Origin of the sequence: Micromonospora sp. NPDC051196 (genome assembly GCF_040682415.1) — a bacterium.
In the GTDB taxonomy this organism is placed as follows: Bacteria; Actinomycetota; Actinomycetes; order Mycobacteriales; family Micromonosporaceae; genus Micromonospora.
Genome location: NZ_JBFBAY010000008.1, coordinates 149,475 through 169,548, shown reverse-complemented (window position 1 = coordinate 169,548; position 20,074 = coordinate 149,475). Strand labels below are relative to the sequence as shown.

Sequence of the window (20,074 nt, the reverse complement as noted above, 5' to 3'; positions counted from 1 at the left end):
AGCCTAGACGGCCGTCCCCGCCGGGCTCACTTTCGTACGCAGGTCCAGGGCGATGTCCAGGATCGGCGAGGAGTGGGTGAGCGCACCGACGGAGAGGAAGTCCACGCCGGTCGCCCCGACCTCGGCGGCGTCGGCGAGGGTCAGTCCGCCGGTCGCCTCCAGCTCGGCCCGGTCACCGACAACCGCCACCACCTCGGTGAGCAGCTGCGGGGACATGTTGTCCAGCAGCAGGAAGCGCGCACCGGCCTCGATCGCCTCCACCGCCTCGGCGAGGGTGTCCACCTCCACCTGCACCGGTACGTCCGGGAAGGCCTCGCGTACCCGCCGGTAGGCGGCGGTGATCCCGCCGGCGGCGTACTTGTGGTTGTCCTTGATCATGGCGACGTCGTGCAGGCCCATCCGCTTGTTCGTGCCGCCGCCGGCGCGGACCGCGTACTTCTCCAGGACCCGCAGGCCAGGCGTGGTCTTGCGGGTGTCGAGGACCATCGCCTTGCTGCCGGCCAGCGCGTCCGCCCAGGCTCGGGTGTGGGTGGCCACCCCGGACATCCGGCTGAGCAAGTTGAGTGCGGTGCGTTCGCCGGTGAGCAGCACCCGGGTGGGGCCGGTCACCGTGGCCAGCACGTCGCCGCGGGCCACCCGCGCACCGTCGCGGGCCACCACCGACACCTCGACGGTACGGCCGGCGCCGGTCAGTTCTGCGGCCAGCTCGAAGACGGCGGCGGCCACGGCCAGCCCGGCCACCACTCCGTCGGCCCGAGCCACCACGTCGGCAGTGTCGGTCTGCGTCGCCGGGATGGTCGCCACGCTGGTGACGTCGAGCAGGTCCGGCCCGAGGTCCTCGACCAGCGCGGTCTCGACGATCCTGCGCACCTGATCCGGCTCCAGCCCGGCCGCGCGCAGCAATCCCTCGGTCGCGGTGCTCATGCCGGCCCGTCCCGCCGTCAACTCGCTCATCGCGTTTCCTCCCACCGCATGGTCAACTGGTTCTCCGCTGCGATCGCGCCGACCAGGTGGCCGTGCCACCGCTCGTCGGCCACCGGATGGTCCTCCCGCCAGTGACAGCCCCGCGTCTCCTGCCGGGCGTACGCGGCGGCGACCAGCATGGTCGCCACCGTGAGCAGGTTCGTCGCCTCCCAGTCGGCGGTACGGGGCGTACCGCGACCCACGCCCAGCTCGACCAGTTCGGCAGCGGTCCCGGCGAGCGTGGCGGACGAGCGGAGCACGCCCGCGCCCCGGGTCATCGCCCGTTGCAGGACGGGTGTGGCCGCAGCCGGCAGCACCCAGCCGGCGCCCCCGCGCCAGGCCCCGGTGTCGGCCGGTCGGGCCTGCTCGGGCAGTCCGGCGGCGATGTGGTCGGCGATCCGCCGGGAGAAGACCAGCCCTTCCAGCAGAGAGTTGCTGGCCAGCCGATTCGCGCCGTGCACACCGGTGCAGGCGACCTCGCCGCAGGCGTACAGGCCGGGGATCGAGGTGCGGCCGTGCAGATCGGTACGGACCCCGCCGGAAGCGTAGTGCGCGGCCGGCGCCACCGGGATCAGGTCGTTGCCCGGGTCCACCCCGATGGCCCGGCACGACGCCACGATGGTGGGGAACCGGCGGGCCAGGAAGTCGCCACCGAGATGGCGGGCATCGAGGTAGACGTGGTCGTCACCGGTGGCCAGCAGCACCCGGTGGATGCCCTTGGCGACCACGTCCCGGGGGGCCAGCTCCGCCAGTTCGTGCTGACCGAGCATGAACCGCTTGCCGTCGGCGTCCACCAGATGCGCCCCCTCGCCCCGCAGCGCCTCGGAGACCAGCGGCTGCTGGGCGTGGCCTGCGCCGGGCATCCGAGCGTGCTCCGGCACGATCAGCGCGGTCGGGTGGAACTGGACGAACTCCACGTCGGTGACGGCGGCACCGGCCCGCATCGCCAGGGCCACTCCGTCACCGGTGGAGACCGCAGGGTTGGTGGTCGCCGCGAAAACCTGGCCCAGCCCGCCGGTGGCCAGCACCACGGCCCGGCTCAGGATGGCGCCCACGCCGTCCTCACTGCCCTCACCGAGCACGTGCAGGGTGATGCCGCACGCCCTACCGAGCTCGTCGGAGCCGTCACCGGGGGCGCGGAGCAGATCCAACACCAGCGCGTGCTCGACCAGCCGGATCCACGGGTCACGACGGACGGCCTCGTGCAGGGCCCGCTGGACCTCGGCGCCGGTCGCGTCGCCGCCGGCGTGCACGATGCGGTCCGCCCGGTGCCCGCCTTCCCGGGTGAGCATCAACGAGCCGTCCGGGTTGCGGTCGAACGCGGCGCCGATCCGCATGAGTTCCCGCAGCCGAGTCGGCCCCTCCTCCACCAGTACTCGCACCGCCGCCGGATCGCACAGCTCCACGCCAGCGATCTCGGTGTCGGAGGCGTGCATCGCCGGGGTGTCCGCCGGGTCGAGCACCGCCGCGATGCCGCCCTGGGCCCAGCGCGTCGAGCCCTCGTCGATGTTCACCTTGGTGACCACGGTGACGTGCAGGCCGGCCTCGCGCAGGTGCAGCGCGGCGGTCAGCCCGGCCACCCCGGAGCCGACCACGATCACGTCGGTGGTCTCCACCCAGCCCGGCGCCGGAGCGGACAGCAGGCGGGGCAGGGCCGGCAGGCCGACGGTCGGTAACTCCATGCCCTCAGTCAACCCGAACGTCACTCGGCTCGGGCGGCGGGGGCGCGACGAGTGGTTCCCGCTACTTCGTCCGAACCGGTAGGCCCGCCGGGCCGACCCCCTTGAGCGAGCCGGTCACCTTCCGGTCGCTCAGCCAGAGATAGCAACGCACGCCCCGGTCGCCGACCCGCCACCGCCCGGCGCTGGGCGGGCGAACCACCAGGTCACTGCGGAAGACCAGGTCGCTGTCGTCCGGTAGACCGGTGTACCGGGCGAGCACCGTACGGCAGCCGGCGTAGAACGGCGCCCACTGCGCGCTGCGCGTCGGGTACGGGCGATCGGGTGCCTGCCACACCCCGGCGAACTCGGCGTCGTGGCGCTCGGCACAGTCCACCGGCACCAGAGCCTGCACCACCCCGGACCGGTCGGTACGCGCCTGCTGACAGCCCAACCAGAGCGGTGACGGTGGCCGCAGGGCGTTGCGCAGCGAGCCGCTGCGGGTCACCACCTTGGCTCCCGCCTCGGCGGTGGTCACCTCCATCAGGTCGCAGCGGTACCAACGCGACCCGGCGGCCCAGCCCGCCCCGGAGGGGACCGCGACCGCCAGCCGTAGCCGGCCGGCCCGCCAGTTCTCCCCGACGTAACCCGTGGTCCGTTGGTCGCAGTCGGCGAAGGCGGTACGCAACTCGGGTGAGGCGATCGGCGGTGGCTCACTGCGTCCGCCGGGAAAGGCGCCGACGTGCACGGTCTCCACCCGGTGCGGCTCGGCGCAGTCCACCGGTGCGTACGCCGCCAACGGGACCGCGTCGGCGAAGTCCGCCTCGTGGCAGACCTCGGCGGCCGGTGTGAACGCGCCGGGCGCGGCCAGAGCCGCCCAGTCGTCGGTCAGGTCACCGTCGAGCCCGTGCGGCGCGCCGCAGCCCACCAGCAACACCGCGACGGCGAAGGCCGCGGTAAGGGTTCTCGTCGCACGCTGCATGACGCCGCCTCCCCCAGCCAGCGGCCGTCCCCCGACGGCGCCAACAGCGTAACCAGAAATGACCTTCCGGTGACAGACCGGATTCCAGGCGTAGTCGGGCGTCAGGTGTCAACAGGGGGCCCTTTTACCTCACGAGGCGATAAGAAGGGGCCCTTCCTTACACCGACAGCGGGTTGGGGACGGGGGTGCCGGCGGTGCCGGGGGCGGCGGTCGACGGGTCGGCGCCCAGGTCGACGACCTTGTTGTCGGCGTCCACGTGCACCACCCGGGGGCGGTACGTGCGAGCCTCGGCGTCGTCCAACTGCCCGTACGAGATCAGGATGACCAGGTCACCCGGGTGCACCAGGTGTGCTGCGGCGCCGTTGATGCCGATCACGCCGCTGCCCCGCCGACCCGGGATCACGTACGTCTCCAGCCGGGCGCCGTTGGTGATGTCCACGATCGCCACCTGTTCGCCGGGCAGCAGGTCGGCGGCGTCCAGAAGATCCTCGTCGACGGTCACCGACCCGACGTAGTGCAGATCCGCCTGGGTCACCGTGGCCCGGTGGATCTTGGACTTGAGCATGGTGCGGTACATCGGTACGCCTTTCGCGCAGATGTGTCTGGTCAGGACGCCGGGTGCAGCAGGACGGGCGCGTTGTCGATCAGCCGGGTCTGGCCCACCCAGGCGGCGACGAGCAGCCGGGCCGGTCCCTGGACCGGCCCCGGCTCCAGTTCGGGGTCGGTGAGGACCAGGTAGTCAAGCCGGGCACCGGGTTCACCGGCACCGAAGGCAGCGTGCGCGGCGGTCAGCACCTCCCCGGCGTCGCGGCCCGCCTCGGCGGCCTCGGCACCGGCCCGCAGCGCCCGCGACAGATTGAGCGCCACCTGCCGATCGGTGGTGGAGAGGTAACGATTGCGGCTGGACAGCGCCAACCCGTCGGGCTCCCGGACGGTGGGTACGCCGACCACCTCGACCGGTACGTCCAGGTCCCGGCACATCCGCCGGACCAGCGTCAACTGCTGGTAGTCCTTCTCACCGAAGAAGGTCAGGTGCGGGCGGGTGAGCTGGAGCAGCTTCAGCACCACGGTGAGCACGCCGTGGAAGAAGCCCGGCCGGCTCAACCCCTCCAGGTCCTCGCCGAGTGGGCCCGGACTGACCCGCACCTGCGACGCGCCGCCGGGATACATGTCCGGTACCGCCGGGGCGAAGACCAGGTCGGCGCCGGCCCGTCGGCACACCTCAAGATCAGCATCGAGGGTCCGGGGATAGCGGTCGAAGTCCTCGTTCGGGCCGAACTGCAACGGGTTCACGAAGATCGTCACGATCACGTGATCGGCGCGCTCCCGGGCCGCCCGCAGCAGCGACTCGTGCCCCTCGTGCAGCGCACCCATGGTCATCACCACCCCCACCGTTCCGGTGAGGTCGGCTCGGGCCTCGGCCAACTCGGCGCGGGTGTGCACAAGCTTCGTCACGTGATCCATCGTCGTCCCACTCACGCCGCCACCCCACTCTGATCCCGGTCGAGTACCCCGAGCAGCGGCTCGGCATCCACCGGCCGCAGTCGGCCGGCGGCCATCGCCCGGTCGGCGGTACGCCGGGCCAGCGCCAGGTAGGCGGCGACCGACTCGGGTGCGGTGGCCGCCAACTGCGCCAGATGCCGGGCGACCGTGCCCGCGTCGCCCCGGGCCACCGGCCCGGTCAGCGCGTCGTCCCCCAGTCGCAGGGCGTTCTCCAGCGCAGCCCGCAGCAGCGGGGCGAGCACCTTCTCGGGCTGGGCCACACCGGCGTCACGCAGCCGGTCGGCCGCCTCGTTGACCAGTGTCACCAGGTGGTTCGCGCCGTGCGCCAGCGCCGCGTGATAGAGCGGCCGGTCGGACTCGCCGATCCACTCGGGTACCCCGCCGAGATCCGCCACCAGCCGGGCGGCCAGCGGGCGCAACTCGGTCGGCGCCGTCACCCCGTACGAGATGCCCGGCAGCCGGCCGAGGTCGTCGGGCGCACCCGTGAAGGTCATCGCCGGGTGCAGCGCCAACGGGTGGGCGCCGGCTGCGGCGGCCGGCGCCAGCACCCCCAGGCCGTGCGCGCCGGAGGTGTGCGCGACCACCTGGCCGGCCCGCAACACACCCTCGGCGGCGAGGCCGGCGACCACCCCGGCCAGGGCATCATCGGGTACGGCGATCAACAGCAGGTCGGTGGCCGCCCGGGCGACCTCGGCGGCCCGGCGGCGGGAGACGGTGGGGAGCAACAACGCCACCCGGGCTCGGGAGGCCCCGGAGCTACCGGTGGTGGCGACCACCCGATGGCCGGCGGCGGCGAGCGCGGCGCCCAGCGTGGCGCCGACCCGTCCGGCGCCGATCACGCCGACGGTGAGCACAGCAGGGGTGGTGACGAACGGCACGGTCGCGGGCTGCCGACGGGCAGCCGGGCGCGTGCGCAGCGGTGCGCTCATGTCACGATCCAGTCCTCGAGATGGGTACCGGTCGAGGCAAGTATGCGTCGCGGACACGGATCCGAAACAAGGATGTGTGAAATCGTTCACCGCCGTTGAATCGGTGCGGTGGGAACGCCGAAAGCGAGGACCGAGCTGATGGCAATGCGCTGGCATCAGGCCATGGAGCAGGCGCTCTACGGCGCGGACGGCTTCTTCGTCTCCGGTGCCGGTCCGGCGGCGCACTTCCGCACCAGCGTGCACGCCTCCCCGGTCTTCACTGACGCGCTGCTCCGGTTGATCCACCACCTCGACGGGGTTCTCGGATTCCCTGATCGCTTCGACGTGGTGGACGTGGGAGCGGGGCGGGGGGAGTTGGTTCGGGCGCTGTCCGTGGGGGTTTCCGGGGAGCCCGCCCGCTCCGGGCGGTCAGGCTTGATCCCTGCGCGGGCGGGCTCCCCGGAAACCCCGACCACCACGGCCACCGACCGGCCGTCGCCCGTCAACCCGTTGAAGATCACGACGGGGTACGGCGGCGACAGCTGCGCGTCGGGTCTCACCGTGGGTGGGTCGGTGCCGTTGGCCGAGCGAGTACGGTTCACTGCCGTCGAGTTGGCTCCGCGCCCCGACGACCTTCCCGAACAGATCACCTGGACCGACCGGATTCCTTCCGGCCTCACGGGTCTGCTCCTGGCCACCGAGTGGCTCGACAACGTTCCGCTGGACCTTGCCGTGCACACCGGAAACGGCTGGCACTACCTTCTCGTCGACCCCACCTCCGGCGAGGAGACGATCGGCACTCCGCTCAGCCGAGCGGACCTCGACTGGCTGTCCACCTGGTGGCCCAGTCCTCTCGACAGCTCGACCGGGTCGGGTTTCCGGGCAACCTCCACGGACCGCACCCCAACTGCACGAGCGGAGATCGGCAGGACCAGGGATGAAGCCTGGGCGGACGCGGTCAGCCACGTCGAACGAGGGCTGGCGTTGGCGGTGGACTACGGGCATCTACGGGCGGGGCGACCCGTCGACGGGACGTTGACCGGGTACCGGGGTGGGCGGCAGGTGCCGCCGGTGCCGGACGGTTCCTGCGATGTCACCGCACACGTGGCCATGGACTCGGTCGCCTCCGCCGGTGAGCGGGTCGCCCGGTGTGCGTACCTCCTGGGGTCGCAGCGCGACGGGCTGCGAGCGCTCGGGGCCGACGGCGGGCGACCACCGTTGAGCCTGGCCGCCAGCGACCCGGCCGGGTACGTGCGGGCGTTGGCCACGGCGTCGGCGGCGGCCGAGCTGACCGATCCGGCCGGGCTCGGCGGGCACTGGTGGCTGTGGCAGCCGGTCGGCCTGCCCGCCGACCGCCTGCCCCGGCCCGGGCCTGAACGATCGACGGGCTGCGCCATCGCGACCGGTCGGTCATGGCACGATGGCGGGCATGACCACGGGCGACCTGCGTGAGCTGACCGTCGGCACCGGCGCCGGGCTGGTGGCGGGCACCGGCGGGGAGCAGCTCGGCACGGACATGGTGCTCAACATCGGGCCACAGCACCCGTCCACGCACGGCGTTCTGCGGCTGAAGCTGGTCCTGGACGGCGAGCGGGTGGTCGCCGCAGAGCCGATCGTCGGGTACATGCACCGGGGTGCCGAGAAGCTGTTCGAGGTACGCGACTACCGACAGATCATCGTGCTGGCCAACCGGCACGACTGGCTCTCGGCGTTCGCCAACGAGCTGGGCGTGGTGCTGGCCGTGGAACGGCTGATGGGCATGGAGGTGCCGGAGCGGGCGACCTGGCTGCGGATGGCCCTGGCCGAGCTGAACCGGGTGCTCAACCACCTGATGTTCCTCGGCTCGTACCCGTTGGAGATCGGCGCGATCACGCCGATGTTCTACGCCTTCCGGGAGCGGGAGACGTTGCAGGCCGTGATGGAGGAGGTTTCCGGCGGGCGGATCCACTACATGTTCAACCGGGTCGGTGGGTTGAAGGAGGAGGTCCCGTCCGGGTGGACCGGCCGGGCCCGCGCCGCCATCGGTGAGGTACGCCGCCGGATGCCCGACCTGGACAATCTGATCCGACGCAACGAGATCTTCCTGGCCCGTACGGTCGGTGTCGGGGTGCTCTCCGCCGCCGACGCCGCCGCCTTCGGCGCCTCCGGCCCGGTCGCCCGAGCCTCCGGTCTGGACCTGGACCTGCGCCGCGACGAGCCGTACCTCGCCTATGACCAGCTCGACGTGCCGGTGGTCACCCGCACCACCGGCGACTGTCACGCCCGCTTCGAGGTGCTGCTCGACCAGGTGTACGCCTCACTGGAACTGGCCGAGCAGTGCCTGGACCGGGTCGACCGGCTCACCGGGCCGATCAACACCCGGCTGCCGAAGGTGCTCAAGGCGCCCGAGGGGCACACGTACGCCTGGACGGAGAACCCGCTCGGCATCAACGGCTACTACCTGGTGTCCCGGGGTGAGAAGACCCCCTGGCGGCTCAAGCTGCGCACCGCGTCGTACGCGAACGTGCAGGCGCTGGCCACCCTGCTGCCCGGCTGTCTGGTGCCGGATCTGATCGCCATCCTCGGCTCGATGTTCTTCGTGGTCGGCGACATCGACAAGTGATCCGGCCGTTGTGACCTCCCGCCCTGCCCGGCGGTCATGCCGGATGGCGTGGAGACCCGATCAGCGCCAGCGGTTGTTCGGGTCCTGGACCGGCTGACCGTAGCCGGTGTCCTCGGCCCGGTGGCGTCGGCCGTACGGCTCCGGCTCGGGTTGGTGACCGTGAGCCGGCTGCGGCTGATATCCCCGAGCCGGCTCGGGCTGGTATCCGCGAGCGGGCTCGGGCTGGTATCCGCGAACCGCCTCGGGTGGGTATCCGCGGACGGGCTCGGGTTGGTGTTCGCGCTGTCGCGGTGGTCGCCATTCCTCTGGCATCGGCACGCCGCCAGCAGGCAGGGCCGTGCGTCCCTCCGAGTCGCCCCGGCCTTCCCGCCATCCCTCGTCACCGCCCGCTGCACGACGTGGCTCGTCGCGGCGCACACTGGCCCAGCGGTCCGCCATCCGGTACTCGGTGCCGGAGTGGTCCGCGTTCACCTCGGCGTGCCGTTCACCGACCCGCAACTCGCGTCCCCGGTCGTCGTCGCGTACGGCGGCCCAGCGGTCTCCGGCACGCAACTGCGCCCAGTACTCGCCAGTGTCGTCCGCTCGCTGCGACCGGCCGGGTGTCACCTCGGCGGAGGATTCCCACTGCTGTCCACCGTCACCCCAACTCCGCTCGTCGCGCGACGCCCCCCAGTCGCGCTCGTCCCGGCGCCCCGGACGCTCGTCCCGGTATCCGGAACCGTCGTCGCGGTACCCGGATCCGTCACGGTAGGCGGAACGGTCGTCACGGTAGGCGGGCGGCTCCTCACGCGGCGCGGGCCGATCATCGCGGTCTCCGCCACGCGGTCGTTCCCCCTGATGCGCCGACCATGGCGCGGCATAGCCGCCATAGCGGGGTCCGGACTCGCCCACCCCACCACCGTCCACGATGGTGTGTCGGGTGGTGACGTGCACGGTTTCGGTGTGGCGGACCACCCCGAGCGGCCGGGAAGCCTCCTGGTCGGGACGGGCAGCAGCACCGCCGTAGACCCCGGCGGAGCCCGCCGCCGGACGTTCGGGGTACGCGCCAGCAGACCGTTCAACGGGGTACGCGCCAGCCGGTCGCTCGGCGGGGTACGCACCAGCCGGTCGCTCGGTGCCGTAACCGGTACCTGCCTCGTCCTCATCGGACCAGCCGGCCGATCCGACGCCGTGGCTTGCCGGCTGGGCCGAGCCGTAGACCCCGCCGGGACCGGCGGACCGCTCTTCCGGGGAAGCCGGGGCGGGCCGTTCCCCGATCGGGGCTCGTGCCTCGGGTTCCGCCGCCGCCACCCGGGCCCGGCCGCCGCCGACCGGTTCCCCACCACCGACTGAGGCACCCGCAGCGTCCGCCGTCCGGCGCAACCCGGCCAGCGCCTGCTGGACCCGTTGGACCTCGTTCAGTGCCTGGTTGCCACGCTGCGCGGCGGCCACGATCTCGGTACGCAGTTCCCGCCGCAGTTCGTCGATCTCCGCGCGCAGTTCCTCGGCGTGCTGCTGACCATCACCCTCGGTGCGTAGCGTGATGGAGAGCCCGATCAGGACCACCGCCAGGATGGCCAGCACCGCGGCGAACCGCAGTGGACCGTTGCCGTCGGCAACCAGCAGGATCAGCGCCGCGACCGGGGCCAGCGCCACCCCACCCCAGAAAAGGGCGGTGAGTAGTTGCTTGCTGCGCGGATCGGTGGGCACCGGGGCGGGCATGGGTCCGCAGCCTACCGAGAGTTGCGTTACCTGGGAACGGCGCAGTGGAAGCTGTTGATGGTCAAGTTCGGCGGCAGTCACCGGCTGCCCCGGGACCAGCAACGACATGGCGCCCCCGGCCAGTTCGGCCGAGGGCGCCGTCGACTCAGTTCGTCGCGTAGGCCGCGTCGGTGGAGAAGACCAGGCCGACACTGATGGTGCCGTTGCGCAACCCGGTCTTGGTCAGCGGTCCGCCCTGGTCCAGAGAGGAGAACGAGCCGACCGAAAGACCGTAGGTCTGCTCCAGACCCGGCTTGCAGAACGGACGCTCCTGGCACTCCGGCGGGCCACCCAGCACCGTGGCGGTACCCGAGCACTTCTCGGCGAACTCGGACAGCGTCCGTACGCCGTACTTCTCGGCGAATTCCTTGGTCACCGCGAAGGCGTTCTGGTTCTGCGCCTGTGCCGGCTGACCGAAGCTGAGCCCCACCTGCTCGCCCAGACCGCGCAGGGCGGTGACGGTCTTCTCCACGTCGGGCGAGGAGACGGGCTCGCTGCCACCGCCGGTCTTGCCCTTGAGGAACTCGGCCATCGTCGCCGCGTACTCCGGGACGACCTGGATCTCACCCTTTTCCAGCGCCGGCTCGTACAGTTCCCGGTTGCCGATCTGCTGGACGGTCACCTGGTAACCGGCCGCAGTCAACTGGATCTTGTAGAGCTCGGCGATGATCTCGCTTTCGGTGAAGTTGCCCGCGCCCACCGTGACCCGCCCGCCCGGGCCCTTCTCGACACCGTCGGCGAGCCCGTTGGCGGAACTGAACTCCTGCGCCGCCGCCTGCGCGCTCTTGCGGTCCACGTCGACCGCCTTGTTGAGCTGCACCAGTTTCGGGGTGTCGAGCACCGCCGAGACCTTGTCGAGCGCCGCGACGAGTTGCGGGGTGGCCACCTTGGTGTTGATCGCGGGGATGATGTTGTCGGCGTTCTGCAGGGCCTTGTCGTCCGTCAGCGCGATCAACTGCTCCCCGGCGACCGGGGCGCAACCCTCGCTGGCGGCCGACTGCTGCGGCGCCTCGGTGCCGGACGAGCCGGCCTCGCCGCAGCCCGCCAGCACACCTGCCGCAGCGACGGCACCGATGACGGCGATGGACAGTCTTCTACCTGCGCGCATGAACCCGCCTTCCGTGTCCCGGCGCGGCCCGATCGGGCCGGCCGCGTGTCCGACGGGCGGCGATCTGGCGGCGGGTCATCCCGCCGATCCCGCCCTCCGGCCGCCCGCTGATCCACCCAACATCGTGCCGAGCGCCACCGACAACTTCTGCGCGTGTTCGTCACCGGAACGTCACCATCGGTCGGCAGTGCGGCGGCACCGTGCCACCCGCGGCACCGTCGAGACGCGCTGCCGGCCCGGCCGACACTGCGCAGACCAGTTCAGGAACCGGTCACCGCGTCCGCGGCCCGGCGCGCCGCACCGCGCCGGGCGCGGCGCAACGGACGTGGGGTGACCAGCCGCTCGACGAGCCCGAAGATCAGCTCCACGCTGACCGCGAGCCCGGCGACCAGCAGGCCACCGGCAAGGATCTGGCCGCCGCCCACCGCGATGCTGAGCCCGAATCCCAGTCGGATGATCTCGCCCAGCCCGCCGCCGTTTACGAAGGTCGCCAGGGCTGCCGTGGCGACCACCTGGACTGCGGCGGTCCGGAAGCCGGCGGCCAGGTACGGGATCGCCAGTGGTAGTTCCACCTGGCGCAGCACCTGCGACCCGGTCATCCCCATCCCCTGGGCCGCCTCCCGGGTCTGCGGATCGACCTGCCGGACCCCGGTGTACGCGTTGGCCAGCAGCGGTGGCACCGCGAACACCGCCAGGGCGACGACCACGGCCGGCTGGCCGAAGCCGAGGAAGGTCAGCGGGAGGATGGTCAGCAGGGCCAGCGTGGGCACCGCCAGGGTCAGGTTGGACACGAGTACGACCAGCCCGCCACCCCGTCCGGTGTGGCCCAGCCACAGCCCCAGCGGCCAGGCCACCAGGCAGCCCAGCAGCACCGCGGCGGCGGAGATGGTGACGTGCTCGCCGAGCCGGTCCAGGATGCCACCCGGATTCGTCCAGTTCAGCGGATCGTTGAGCCAGACCACCGCCTGCTGTACGGGGTTCATCGGCACCTCCGGTCGAGCAGGCCACCGACCCAGGCCCTCATCCGGCCCGCCCGCGCAGCCATGGGGTGAGCAACCGGCCGAGGCCGACGAGAAGCAGGTCGAGCACCAGTGCCAGCAGTACGCAGAGCAGCGTCCCGGTCATGATCTGCGCCTTGTAGAAGTTGTTGTTGAACCCGGCGAAGATGATCTGCCCGAGCCCGCCCCGCCCGATCACCACACCGACGGTGATCAGGGCGACCGTGGAGACCGTGGCCAACCGCAGGCCGGTGAGGATGCCGGGCAGGGCCAACGGCAACTCGACCCGCAACAGCCGGCCCCAGCGGCCGTACCCCATGCCCTTGGCAGCCTCCCGCACCTCCGCCGGCACCTGATTGAGTCCGGCGACCGTGTTGCGGACGATCACCAGCAGCGCGTACAGCACCACCACGCTGAGCACCGTCGCGACGCCGATGCCCAGATAGGGCGCGATGAACGCGAACAGGGCCAGCGACGGGACGGTGTAGAGCACCCCGGTGAGTGCGAGAATCGGCCCGGTGAGCGGCCGGAACCAGTACGCCACCACAGCTAGCGGGACGGCGATCAGCGTGGCGATCAACACCGCTCGTAGGGTGAGGGTGGTGTGGTCACGCAGAGCGGCCAGCACCGTGTCAGAGTTGTCCCGCACGTACTGCCAGGAGAACCACGGGTTACCCGGGTCGGCCCGGTAGCTCAGGCGGAAGGACATACGTGGACGGTACTCCGGCCGCCGACGACGGCCAGCGCGCGGCGTCGATCACTCTCGACGGCATCGGCAAGCGTTATCCGGACGGCACCGAGGCGGTCCGCGACCTCAGCCTGCACGTCGACGCGGGCGAACTGGTGGTGCTGATCGGCCCGTCGGGTTGCGGCAAGTCGACCGTGCTGCGGATGATCAACCGGCTGATCGAGCCGACCAGCGGGCGGATAATGCTCGGTGACTCCGACGTCACCCGGACCGATCCGGTGCGGTTGCGCCGACGGATCGGCTACGTGATCCAGAACGTCGGGCTGTTCCCCCACCAGACGGTGGCGGCGAACGTGGCCACGGTGCCCCGGCTGCTCGGCTGGGCCAAGGACCGCGCCCGGCGGCGGGTCGACGAGTTGCTGGAGTTGGTCGGGCTCGACCCGGCGCAGTTCGGTCGGCGCTATCCGCACGAGCTTTCCGGTGGTCAGCGACAGCGGGTGGGTGTGGCCCGGGCACTCGCCGCCGACCCGGTGGTCCTGCTGATGGACGAGCCGTTCTCCGCTGTCGACCCGATCGTGCGTACCCGGCTTCAGGAGGAGTTCCTGCGGTTGCAGGCCGAGGTACGCAAGACCATCGTCCTGGTGACCCACGATCTGGACGAGGCCGTCCGACTCGGCGACCGGATCGCGGTGCTCTCCGAGGGGGGCCGGCTGGAGCAGTACGACACTCCGGCGACGTTGCTCGGTGCACCCGCCACCCCGTTCGTCCGCGAGTTCGTCGGCGCTGATCGGGGCATCCGCCGGCTGGTGGTCACCCCGGTCACCCGGGAGGTGCTCGCACCGCTGCCCAGCGACGGTGTGGCGGACCTGCCGGCGCTGGCACTGGGCGGCTCGGCGTACGACGCGCTGGCCGTGCTGCTCACCTCGGCCGGCGGGCAGGCCGTGGTGACCGAGCAGGGCAGGCCGGTCGGACTGCTCAGCCGGGAACGCGTCCTGGCGCTGGCGGAGCCGACCGGCTGAGGCACTGGACCGCAGGCCGGCCACGGAAAACCAGGGTCACCGGGCCGGCCACGGCGTCAGCGACGGCCCCGCCAGCCACCCAGCGTGGCGATTCCGATGATCCAGCCCGTGAACAGCCCGTACTCCGCACCGTCGCCGGCGGCCTGCAACGCGCCGAGCAGCGAGGGGTTGGACCGGATCAGCGCGGTGAGCAGCGCCGCCAGGGCGGCGGCGAAGACGTACGCCGCCCAGCCGGCGAAGAACTGGCTGAGCGTGCCCCGAGCGCGGGCCAACTGGGAACCCGGGAGCAGGTAGAGGAAGACGAAGGTCAGGACGACCAGCAGGATCGCCTTCAGGTCCGCCGCGATGATCTCCTGAATGGAGTCGGACGAGTCGAACCGCCAGGCGGGCCAGGCGAGCAGTCTGAGGAACCATCCGCCGGCGCTGTCGGGATCGGTGTTGTCTCTGGCCCAGTCGGCGTACCAGGGGCTGCCGAAGACCAGGACGAGCAGGAGCGCGGCGAGCGTGCCGGCCCCAGGCGCGGACTTGTATCGATTGGTGAGAGCCATGGCCCGCTAGTTCCCAGCGGATCGACATGAGCAAACGCACGGCGCGCTTTATGGTGGTATGCCGGGACCGGCCGGCCGCCGGATGTCGCCCGGTTCGGAACGCGGGCGTCGCGTTCAGCCGGCTCCGGTCAGTGCTTCATCAGGTAGTCGATGAAGGCGGCGCGCAGCAACGGGGCGGACTCCTCGTAGCCGTGGCCGGTCATCTCCCGCCACAGGGCCACCGCCTCGTCGACCGTCGGCCCGACCGAGTTCGGGGCGCCGTCGAGCGCGGCAGCTTCGTCGGCGTTCGGCAGGTGCCGGAGCACCGACCAGAAGAACTTCACGTCCCGGCGCTCCCGAGCCAACGCGAACGCCTGTTCACGCAGCTCTTCGGTGGTGAGGACGTCCAACTCCTCGAACGACCGGCCGCCGGAGCTCGATGATGTGTCGGTCATGCGCCGAGCCTAACCGCCGAGATCACATTCGGCTCGCCGACAACACGCGAGAACCGCCGCTCACCGGTCGTCGGCCTGCCAGATCGGCGAGTTGGTCTCCCACCGGCGCGGGCCCCACGGATCGGTGGGGTTGCCGGTCGACTGAGCCGGCAGGGCGGGCGGCCAGTCGCCGACCGGCTCCGGCTGTGACATCGCCCAGCCGCCGGCCCCCGCCGGATCCCCGGTCGGCGGCGGTGACACCGGGCGGGCCGGTTCGGCCGCCGGCCGACCGTACCGCTCGACCAGCCGGGTCACCACCAGCCCGACCGCCAGCGCTGCCCCACCGACCGCCCACCGGCTGACCGTCCAGCCGCGCTCCTGCGCGTACGCGAAGAACAGGCCGGCTGCGCCGACCGCCAGCAGTGTGCCGAACACCCCGCCACGCAGACCGAAGGCGCTGGTGCCGGCCAGCAGCACCGCACCGACGGCCAGCACGGTCCAGTCCAGCCCAGCCGTCGGCGTGACCGTGCCGTCGCTCGAAGCGACCAGGGCGCCCGCGAGCATCGCCAGCACTGTGGAGCAGACGTACCCGCCGGTGGTGACGATGGCCGCCGCCACGCCGCGCCGTCGCGCCGGGTCCGCGACCGGACGGAACCGGCCGACCAGCCGGCGGATCGGTCCGACCGCGCCGAGCAGCCCGCCGATCACGGTGACCGCGGCAAAGCCCACGAAAAGCTGTCCGGCGATACCGCGCGGGTCGTAGTCTCCTTGAACCAGCACCGGCGCGGCGCGCTGCTCGATGTAGACGACGACGCCGGCCGCCCCGCCCAGGCTGGCGGCCCAGCCGGGGACGTGCAGTACCACGACCACCAGTCCCAGCAGCAGGCCACCGACCGCAGCCACCGCGGCGGGGGTGCCCACGGCACCGAGCAGGCCCCGGTCGCCCTGCTCGGCGAAGTGCAACCCGGCCGCGACCGCCACCGGCCCGATCGCGAGGTTGACCGCGGCGGTGCGCAGACTCAGCCCGGCGGCCAACGCCAGCAGGCCGAGAGCGACCACGTCGACGATGAGGGCGCGCAGTCCGCTGCCGCGCAGTGCGGCCGGGTTCTCCTGCCAGAGCAGGTAGACCAGGGCACCGAAACCGAGCAGCAGGAGCGTCTCCCAGAGCACGTAGACCCCGAACCGGTCACGGCCCGGCTCCCCGTTCTGGAGGTCGTCGGCGACGGTTTCCACGCCGACGCCGGGGGCGGCCAGGGTCGGCTCCGACTGCCCACTCCGGCCTGGTTCGTCGTACGCCATGATGCCTGCCTTCCAGCGGCCGCCCGGACTACTTCGACGAGAGGGCATATTGGTGGTGACCGCTTGCCCTGCGGTCGCAGGCACCGTACCCGCGACCGCAGCCGGACGTAACCCCCGTGCGGCAGGTGGGTCTAGCGTCGGCCCGGGCGCGACTCCCAGTCGTCGGGCTCGTGTTCGTCGTCCGGCCGCTCCGGCACCCGGCAGGACCGCTCCAGCCAGAGCGCCGCCGCCACCAGGGCGACCGAGGCCACCAGCCCGGCGATGCCGGCCGGCCGGTCGTCAGCCGCGGCCCGCGTCGGCTGGATCAGCAACCAGCCGACCAGCCCCGCGTAGAAACCCGCGAAGATCGCGCCGACCAGGGCAGAGGCCTTGGCGAGTACGACGAACCGGGCGACCATCAGTGGGTTGACCGGGTCGCGGCCCGGTCGCCGCTCGATCCGACCCCGGGTGTTGATCGCGGCGTACGCCTCCAGGACGGCGAGCCCGGCCAGGGTGACCACCGGCAGCCACGGCAGCGGCGGCAGCCGGTCGTAGTAGATGCTGCTGATCAGCAGCCAGGCGACCGCCGCAGCGGCCAGGGCGGCCACCACCAGGGTGGAGATGCGGGTGGGACGCATCCGCGACCCGTCGGGCGGTGGGGCCTGCGTCATACCGGCCACCTGCACTGCGTGCCGTCACGACGCGCCACGGCATCGCGTTGATCACTCGCTCGCTGCCGCTCGCTCATGTCGTCGACTCTAACGCCAGATCCGGCCGGGGACGCAGTTCCGCGACCTCGGCCGCCGCCGGTCCGGAGGTCAGCAGATCGGTCAACCAGCCGTGTCCGGGAAGCTGGCCGTAGGGCTGGATGTCGATCCACGGTCGCAGCACGAAGGCGCGCAGATGCGCCCGGGGGTGGGGCAGGGTCAGCTCAGGATCGGCGCTGAACACCGGCTCGTCGTCGTCGCCCCAGACCGCGATCACGTCGACGTCGAGCGTGCGGGGCCCGAACCGGCGTTGCGGGTCGCGGACCCGGTCGGCCGCGCGTTCCGCGGCCCGCGCCCGGCTCAACCAGTCGTGCGGGCCGGCGTCCGGGTCGGCCACCAGCAGCACGGCGTTCAGGTACGCCGGCTGGTCGGCGTCCCCCCACGGTGGGGTCTCGTACACCCCGGACGCCATCAGCACGTGGTCGCCGAGGACCGCGACGGCGGTGCGCAGGTGCGCGATCCGGTCGCCGAGGTTGCTGCCGAGGGAGAGTACGGCGCGGCTCATCGGGCCCGACGCATCGTGACGGCCACGTCGGTGAAGGTGTGCGGGATCGGCGCCTCGGGTTTGTGCACGGTGATCGTCACTGCGCGAACGCGTGGGTCGGCCAGACAGACCGTGATCAGCCGGTCGGCGAGGGTCTCGATCAGGTTGACCGGCTCGCCGGTGATCACCGCAACCAGCCGCTCGGCCAGTTCGCCGTAGTGCACGGTGTCGGTCACCTCGTCGGACCGGGCGGCCGGCGCGAGATCCAACTCCAGGACCGCGTCGACGACGAACTCCTGCCCGCCGACGCGTTCGAAGTCGTACACCCCGTGCCGCCCGTGTGCCCGCAGCCCGGTCAACTGGATCCGGTCGGTCATCGTCGTACCCCCTGCGGGTCGCCGACGTGAGCGAGATCCGCTCCGGCGGTGTCGGGCCGCGAGTTGCCGCAGGCCTGCGCGAGTCGTGGGCGACCGGTCGCCTGCCAGACCGCGAGGGCGTCCACAGTGGCGCGGACGTCGTGCACGCGTACCCCCCAGGCGCCGGCGGCGACCGCCAACAGGCTGGTGGCGACGGTGGCCGACTCGCGACCACCGGTGGGCCGTGGCACGCCGTCGGGTCCGGCCAGCAGCAGACCAAGGTACGACTTGCGACTCGCGCCGAACAGCAACGGATAGCCGAGTTCCAGCAACTCGGGCAGCCGGGCGCTGAGTTGCCAGTTGTGTGCGGCCGTCTTGGCGAACCCGAGCCCCGGATCGATCACGATGCGATCGGGTGCCACCCCGGCGGCGAGCGCGGCCTCCACCCGCTGGCCGAGTTCGACGCGTACGTCGGTGACCACGTCGCCGTAGCGGGCCAGTTCGGTCATCTGCCGGGAGTGGCCTCGCCAGTGCATCAGCACCCACGGACAGCCGGCGTCGGCGACGACCCGGGCCATGTCGGGATCGGCGAGCCCACCCGAGACGTCGTTGACCACCACCGCACCGGCCGCGAGGGCGGCTTCGGCGACCCGAGCACGGGTGGTGTCGATGCTGACCGGTACGCCGGCACCGGCCAACTCCCGGATGACCGGCACCACGCGGCCCGCCTCGGTCTCGGCGTCGACGCGTTCGGCGCCGGGTCGGGTCGACTCGCCACCGACATCCACCAACCCGGCGCCCTCGTCACGCAGCCGGACGCCGTGTGCGACAGCGGCCCCCACGTCGGCGTAGCGTCCGCCGTCGGAGAACGAATCGGGCGTGACGTTCAGGACGCCCACCACCACCGGGGCCGGGGCCCGTACCAGATCGGTCACGACTAGACGGTACCGGTCGTCGGAGCCGCCGTGAGCAGCCCGGGTCCAGGGCACTGACATGCCAATTGAAACATGTGTACGATCGGTCGTCCGGGTCGGATCGGGCAGACTCTTCGCGGCTTGTCGCAAAGGGGGGCGGCCCGTACGCTGTGGAATTGCCCAGCATCGAGATGGCGACGCTTGGAGGGAGGGCCAAAGCGGGGTAATCCGCCCAAAAATCGCCACCTACCGTGGCGAGCTATGCACGCAGGGTCTCGGGCGCTGCGCAGAGTAAGCACCGATCCCGCAAGGCTTGCCTACTGCACCACCGCGGCGCCGCCGGCCGCGACTTGGGGAGGTTCCAGTGATCGCCATCGAGCTGATGGAATCGGCGTCGAGCAACGCCGCCCACCTGCTCTCCGCCCTGGCGTCGTCGATCCCGCTCGCGGCCGAGGAGCCGAAGGGGATCAACACCGAGGGCGTCGTCACCTTCTTCGCCAGCAAGATCGCGCCGATCCTGCTCGCCGTGCTGGGCGTCATCTTCATCGGCCGAGCCAGCCGGGGCGAGATTTCGAAGGTGCTGACCAGCTCGGCCATCGCGATCGTCGGACTGGCCTTCATCGCCGGAGCCGCCACCCTCTTCTTCATCGGCGACTTCCTGATCAACCTGATCTTCGAATAGGCGCGGGCACGAGATGCGGCTGCGCACCGACGACGACATCTACCGGGCCCGCCTGGTCTATCTCGGGCCGCCCGGCTACACCCTTCCGGTCCACCTGCCGTACGCCCAGTACGGACTGTTCATGCTGCTCGTCCCCCTCTACATGTTCATCCACTGGCTGTTCACGTTGCAGGTCGAACTCTTCCCCGCGTGGGAGATCGCCCTCGCCATCGTGACCACCTCGTTCGTCTTCCGGTACGTCGATCCGGACCGGCCGGCGCGCATGGTGATCCGCACCGCGCTGACCGACTGGCGACGCACCCGGGAGCCGGCCGCCGAGCAGCGCGACCCGCGACTGGTCGGCAGCGGGATCAGGATCCGGGAGGAACTGGCATGACCGGCTGCACGCCGTACCGGCCGTCGGAGGATTTGCCGGTCATTCCGGCGGCGAGCGAGGCGGAGCCGCAGCCGCCATGCGACCAAC

The 20,074-nt window shown here is 71.8% G+C and carries 22 protein-coding genes; 5 read left to right on the top strand and 17 right to left on the bottom strand.

Annotated features, from left to right (window positions below; translation table 11 throughout):
* Positions 1-3: 3 nt before the first annotated feature.
* From nadC to AB0M35_RS17640, 6 genes are all read right to left on the bottom strand, one after another.
* A complete protein-coding gene (gene nadC / locus AB0M35_RS17665) occupies positions 4-924 on the bottom strand; it encodes a carboxylating nicotinate-nucleotide diphosphorylase (protein ID WP_363746720.1) in 921 nt (306 codons plus the stop codon).
* A 26-nt stretch (positions 925-950) separates the two neighbouring features.
* Positions 951-2,645 (bottom strand): L-aspartate oxidase, encoded by a 1,695-nt coding sequence (locus AB0M35_RS17660; protein WP_363746464.1) that lies wholly within the window; start codon positions 2,643-2,645, stop codon positions 951-953.
* 61 nt (positions 2,646-2,706) lie between these two features.
* On the bottom strand, positions 2,707-3,603 hold the full coding sequence (locus AB0M35_RS17655) for a septum formation family protein (RefSeq protein WP_363746462.1): 897 nt from the start codon (positions 3,601-3,603) through the stop codon (positions 2,707-2,709).
* Positions 3,604-3,760: 157 nt separating this feature from the next.
* Positions 3,761-4,180, bottom strand: a complete 420-nt coding sequence (gene panD / locus AB0M35_RS17650; RefSeq protein WP_363746460.1) for an aspartate 1-decarboxylase — start codon at positions 4,178-4,180, stop codon at positions 3,761-3,763.
* A 29-nt stretch (positions 4,181-4,209) separates the two neighbouring features.
* Positions 4,210-5,058 carry a pantoate--beta-alanine ligase gene (gene panC / locus AB0M35_RS17645; RefSeq protein ID WP_363746458.1) on the bottom strand — a complete coding sequence of 283 codons (849 nt, stop codon included), beginning with the start codon at positions 5,056-5,058 and terminating at the stop codon, positions 4,210-4,212.
* Positions 5,059-5,078: 20 nt separating this feature from the next.
* Positions 5,079-6,035, bottom strand: coding sequence for a Rossmann-like and DUF2520 domain-containing protein (locus tag AB0M35_RS17640; RefSeq protein WP_363746456.1), 957 nt, complete (start codon positions 6,033-6,035; stop codon positions 5,079-5,081).
* 138 nt (positions 6,036-6,173) lie between these two features.
* On the opposite strand from AB0M35_RS17640, the gene AB0M35_RS17635 reads away from it, so the two are divergent.
* Together AB0M35_RS17635 and AB0M35_RS17630 are read left to right on the top strand one after the other, a co-directional pair.
* Positions 6,174-7,466, top strand: a complete 1,293-nt coding sequence (locus AB0M35_RS17635; protein ID WP_363746454.1) for an SAM-dependent methyltransferase — start codon at positions 6,174-6,176, stop codon at positions 7,464-7,466.
* Positions 7,435-8,616: an NADH-quinone oxidoreductase subunit D gene (locus tag AB0M35_RS17630; RefSeq protein WP_363746452.1), complete on the top strand. Its 1,182-nt coding sequence runs from the start codon at positions 7,435-7,437 to the stop codon at positions 8,614-8,616. The genes AB0M35_RS17635 and AB0M35_RS17630 overlap by 32 nt, the downstream gene beginning before the upstream one ends.
* 60 nt (positions 8,617-8,676) lie before the next feature.
* Here AB0M35_RS17630 and AB0M35_RS17625 read toward each other — a convergent pair whose 3' ends face one another.
* The 4 genes from AB0M35_RS17625 to AB0M35_RS17610 form a co-directional block, all read right to left on the bottom strand.
* Positions 8,677-10,317: a hypothetical protein gene (locus AB0M35_RS17625; protein WP_363746450.1), complete on the bottom strand. Its 1,641-nt coding sequence runs from the start codon at positions 10,315-10,317 to the stop codon at positions 8,677-8,679.
* A 145-nt stretch (positions 10,318-10,462) separates the two neighbouring features.
* A complete protein-coding gene (locus AB0M35_RS17620; protein ID WP_363746448.1) occupies positions 10,463-11,464 on the bottom strand; it encodes a glycine betaine ABC transporter substrate-binding protein in 1,002 nt (333 codons plus the stop codon).
* Positions 11,465-11,724: 260 nt separating this feature from the next.
* Complete coding sequence (locus AB0M35_RS17615) at positions 11,725-12,447, bottom strand: ABC transporter permease (RefSeq protein ID WP_363746446.1); 723 nt, start codon at positions 12,445-12,447, stop codon at positions 11,725-11,727.
* A gap of 37 nt (positions 12,448-12,484) precedes the next feature.
* Positions 12,485-13,171 (bottom strand): ABC transporter permease, encoded by a 687-nt coding sequence (locus tag AB0M35_RS17610; RefSeq protein WP_363746444.1) that lies wholly within the window; start codon positions 13,169-13,171, stop codon positions 12,485-12,487.
* 2 nt (positions 13,172-13,173) lie between these two features.
* Here AB0M35_RS17610 and AB0M35_RS17605 point away from each other — a divergent pair, with 2 nt between their 5' ends.
* Positions 13,174-14,169 (top strand): ATP-binding cassette domain-containing protein, encoded by a 996-nt coding sequence (locus AB0M35_RS17605; protein ID WP_363746442.1) that lies wholly within the window; start codon positions 13,174-13,176, stop codon positions 14,167-14,169.
* A gap of 56 nt (positions 14,170-14,225) precedes the next feature.
* Here the strand turns inward: AB0M35_RS17605 and AB0M35_RS17600 are convergent, their stop codons facing one another.
* The 7 genes from AB0M35_RS17600 to folP form a co-directional block, all read right to left on the bottom strand.
* Positions 14,226-14,717 carry a hypothetical protein gene (locus AB0M35_RS17600; protein ID WP_102655978.1) on the bottom strand — a complete coding sequence of 164 codons (492 nt, stop codon included), beginning with the start codon at positions 14,715-14,717 and terminating at the stop codon, positions 14,226-14,228.
* Positions 14,718-14,845: 128 nt separating this feature from the next.
* Complete coding sequence (locus AB0M35_RS17595; RefSeq protein ID WP_363746440.1) at positions 14,846-15,151, bottom strand: hypothetical protein; 306 nt, start codon at positions 15,149-15,151, stop codon at positions 14,846-14,848.
* A gap of 60 nt (positions 15,152-15,211) precedes the next feature.
* A complete protein-coding gene (locus AB0M35_RS17590) occupies positions 15,212-16,429 on the bottom strand; it encodes an ABC transporter permease (protein WP_363746438.1) in 1,218 nt (405 codons plus the stop codon).
* 131 nt (positions 16,430-16,560) lie between these two features.
* Entirely contained in the window at positions 16,561-17,079 is a 519-nt protein-coding gene (locus tag AB0M35_RS17585) for a DUF3180 domain-containing protein (protein WP_363746436.1), read from the bottom strand.
* Positions 17,080-17,152: 73 nt separating this feature from the next.
* Positions 17,153-17,680, bottom strand: a complete 528-nt coding sequence (gene folK, locus AB0M35_RS17580; RefSeq protein ID WP_363746434.1) for a 2-amino-4-hydroxy-6-hydroxymethyldihydropteridine diphosphokinase — start codon at positions 17,678-17,680, stop codon at positions 17,153-17,155.
* Positions 17,677-18,036, bottom strand: a complete 360-nt coding sequence (gene folB, locus AB0M35_RS17575) for a dihydroneopterin aldolase (RefSeq protein ID WP_363746432.1) — start codon at positions 18,034-18,036, stop codon at positions 17,677-17,679. Before folB ends, folK begins: the two co-directional genes overlap by 4 nt.
* Positions 18,033-18,950 (bottom strand): dihydropteroate synthase, encoded by a 918-nt coding sequence (folP, locus tag AB0M35_RS17570; RefSeq protein WP_363746430.1) that lies wholly within the window; start codon positions 18,948-18,950, stop codon positions 18,033-18,035. Before folP ends, folB begins: the two co-directional genes overlap by 4 nt.
* A 343-nt stretch (positions 18,951-19,293) precedes the next feature.
* Here folP and AB0M35_RS17565 point away from each other — a divergent pair, with 343 nt between their 5' ends.
* Both AB0M35_RS17565 and AB0M35_RS17560 read left to right on the top strand, forming a co-directional pair.
* Positions 19,294-19,611: a hypothetical protein gene (locus AB0M35_RS17565; RefSeq protein ID WP_327023762.1), complete on the top strand. Its 318-nt coding sequence runs from the start codon at positions 19,294-19,296 to the stop codon at positions 19,609-19,611.
* A gap of 13 nt (positions 19,612-19,624) precedes the next feature.
* Positions 19,625-19,987, top strand: a complete 363-nt coding sequence (locus AB0M35_RS17560; RefSeq protein ID WP_013736278.1) for a hypothetical protein — start codon at positions 19,625-19,627, stop codon at positions 19,985-19,987.
* The last annotated feature ends 87 nt before the right edge of the window (positions 19,988-20,074 follow it).

Excerpts from the sequence above, each read along its gene's own strand:
- AB0M35_RS17590 (WP_363746438.1), bottom strand. The coding sequence starts at position 16,429 with ATGGCGTACGACGAACCAGGCCGGAGTGGGCAGTCGGAGCCGACCCTG.
- nadC (WP_363746720.1), bottom strand. The coding sequence starts at position 924 with ATGAGCACCGCGACCGAGGGATTGCTGCGCGCGGCCGGGCTGGAGCCG.
- AB0M35_RS17635 (WP_363746454.1), top strand. The coding sequence starts at position 6,174 with ATGGCAATGCGCTGGCATCAGGCCATGGAGCAGGCGCTCTACGGCGCG.
- AB0M35_RS17595 (WP_363746440.1), bottom strand. The coding sequence starts at position 15,151 with ATGACCGACACATCATCGAGCTCCGGCGGCCGGTCGTTCGAGGAGTTG.
- panD (WP_363746460.1), bottom strand. The coding sequence starts at position 4,180 with ATGTACCGCACCATGCTCAAGTCCAAGATCCACCGGGCCACGGTGACC.
- folK (WP_363746434.1), bottom strand. The coding sequence starts at position 17,680 with ATGAGCCGCGCCGTACTCTCCCTCGGCAGCAACCTCGGCGACCGGATC.
- AB0M35_RS17585 (WP_363746436.1), bottom strand. The coding sequence starts at position 17,079 with ATGACGCAGGCCCCACCGCCCGACGGGTCGCGGATGCGTCCCACCCGC.
- AB0M35_RS17560 (WP_013736278.1), top strand. The coding sequence starts at position 19,625 with ATGCGGCTGCGCACCGACGACGACATCTACCGGGCCCGCCTGGTCTAT.
- AB0M35_RS17610 (WP_363746444.1), bottom strand. The coding sequence starts at position 13,171 with ATGTCCTTCCGCCTGAGCTACCGGGCCGACCCGGGTAACCCGTGGTTC.
- AB0M35_RS17655 (WP_363746462.1), bottom strand. The coding sequence starts at position 3,603 with ATGCAGCGTGCGACGAGAACCCTTACCGCGGCCTTCGCCGTCGCGGTG.
- AB0M35_RS17620 (WP_363746448.1), bottom strand. The coding sequence starts at position 11,464 with ATGCGCGCAGGTAGAAGACTGTCCATCGCCGTCATCGGTGCCGTCGCT.
- folB (WP_363746432.1), bottom strand. The coding sequence starts at position 18,036 with ATGACCGACCGGATCCAGTTGACCGGGCTGCGGGCACACGGGCGGCAC.
- AB0M35_RS17625 (WP_363746450.1), bottom strand. The coding sequence starts at position 10,317 with ATGCCCGCCCCGGTGCCCACCGATCCGCGCAGCAAGCAACTACTCACC.
- AB0M35_RS17660 (WP_363746464.1), bottom strand. The coding sequence starts at position 2,645 with ATGGAGTTACCGACCGTCGGCCTGCCGGCCCTGCCCCGCCTGCTGTCC.
- AB0M35_RS17615 (WP_363746446.1), bottom strand. The coding sequence starts at position 12,447 with ATGAACCCCGTACAGCAGGCGGTGGTCTGGCTCAACGATCCGCTGAAC.
- AB0M35_RS17600 (WP_102655978.1), bottom strand. The coding sequence starts at position 14,717 with ATGGCTCTCACCAATCGATACAAGTCCGCGCCTGGGGCCGGCACGCTC.
- AB0M35_RS17640 (WP_363746456.1), bottom strand. The coding sequence starts at position 6,035 with ATGAGCGCACCGCTGCGCACGCGCCCGGCTGCCCGTCGGCAGCCCGCG.
- AB0M35_RS17630 (WP_363746452.1), top strand. The coding sequence starts at position 7,435 with ATGGCGGGCATGACCACGGGCGACCTGCGTGAGCTGACCGTCGGCACC.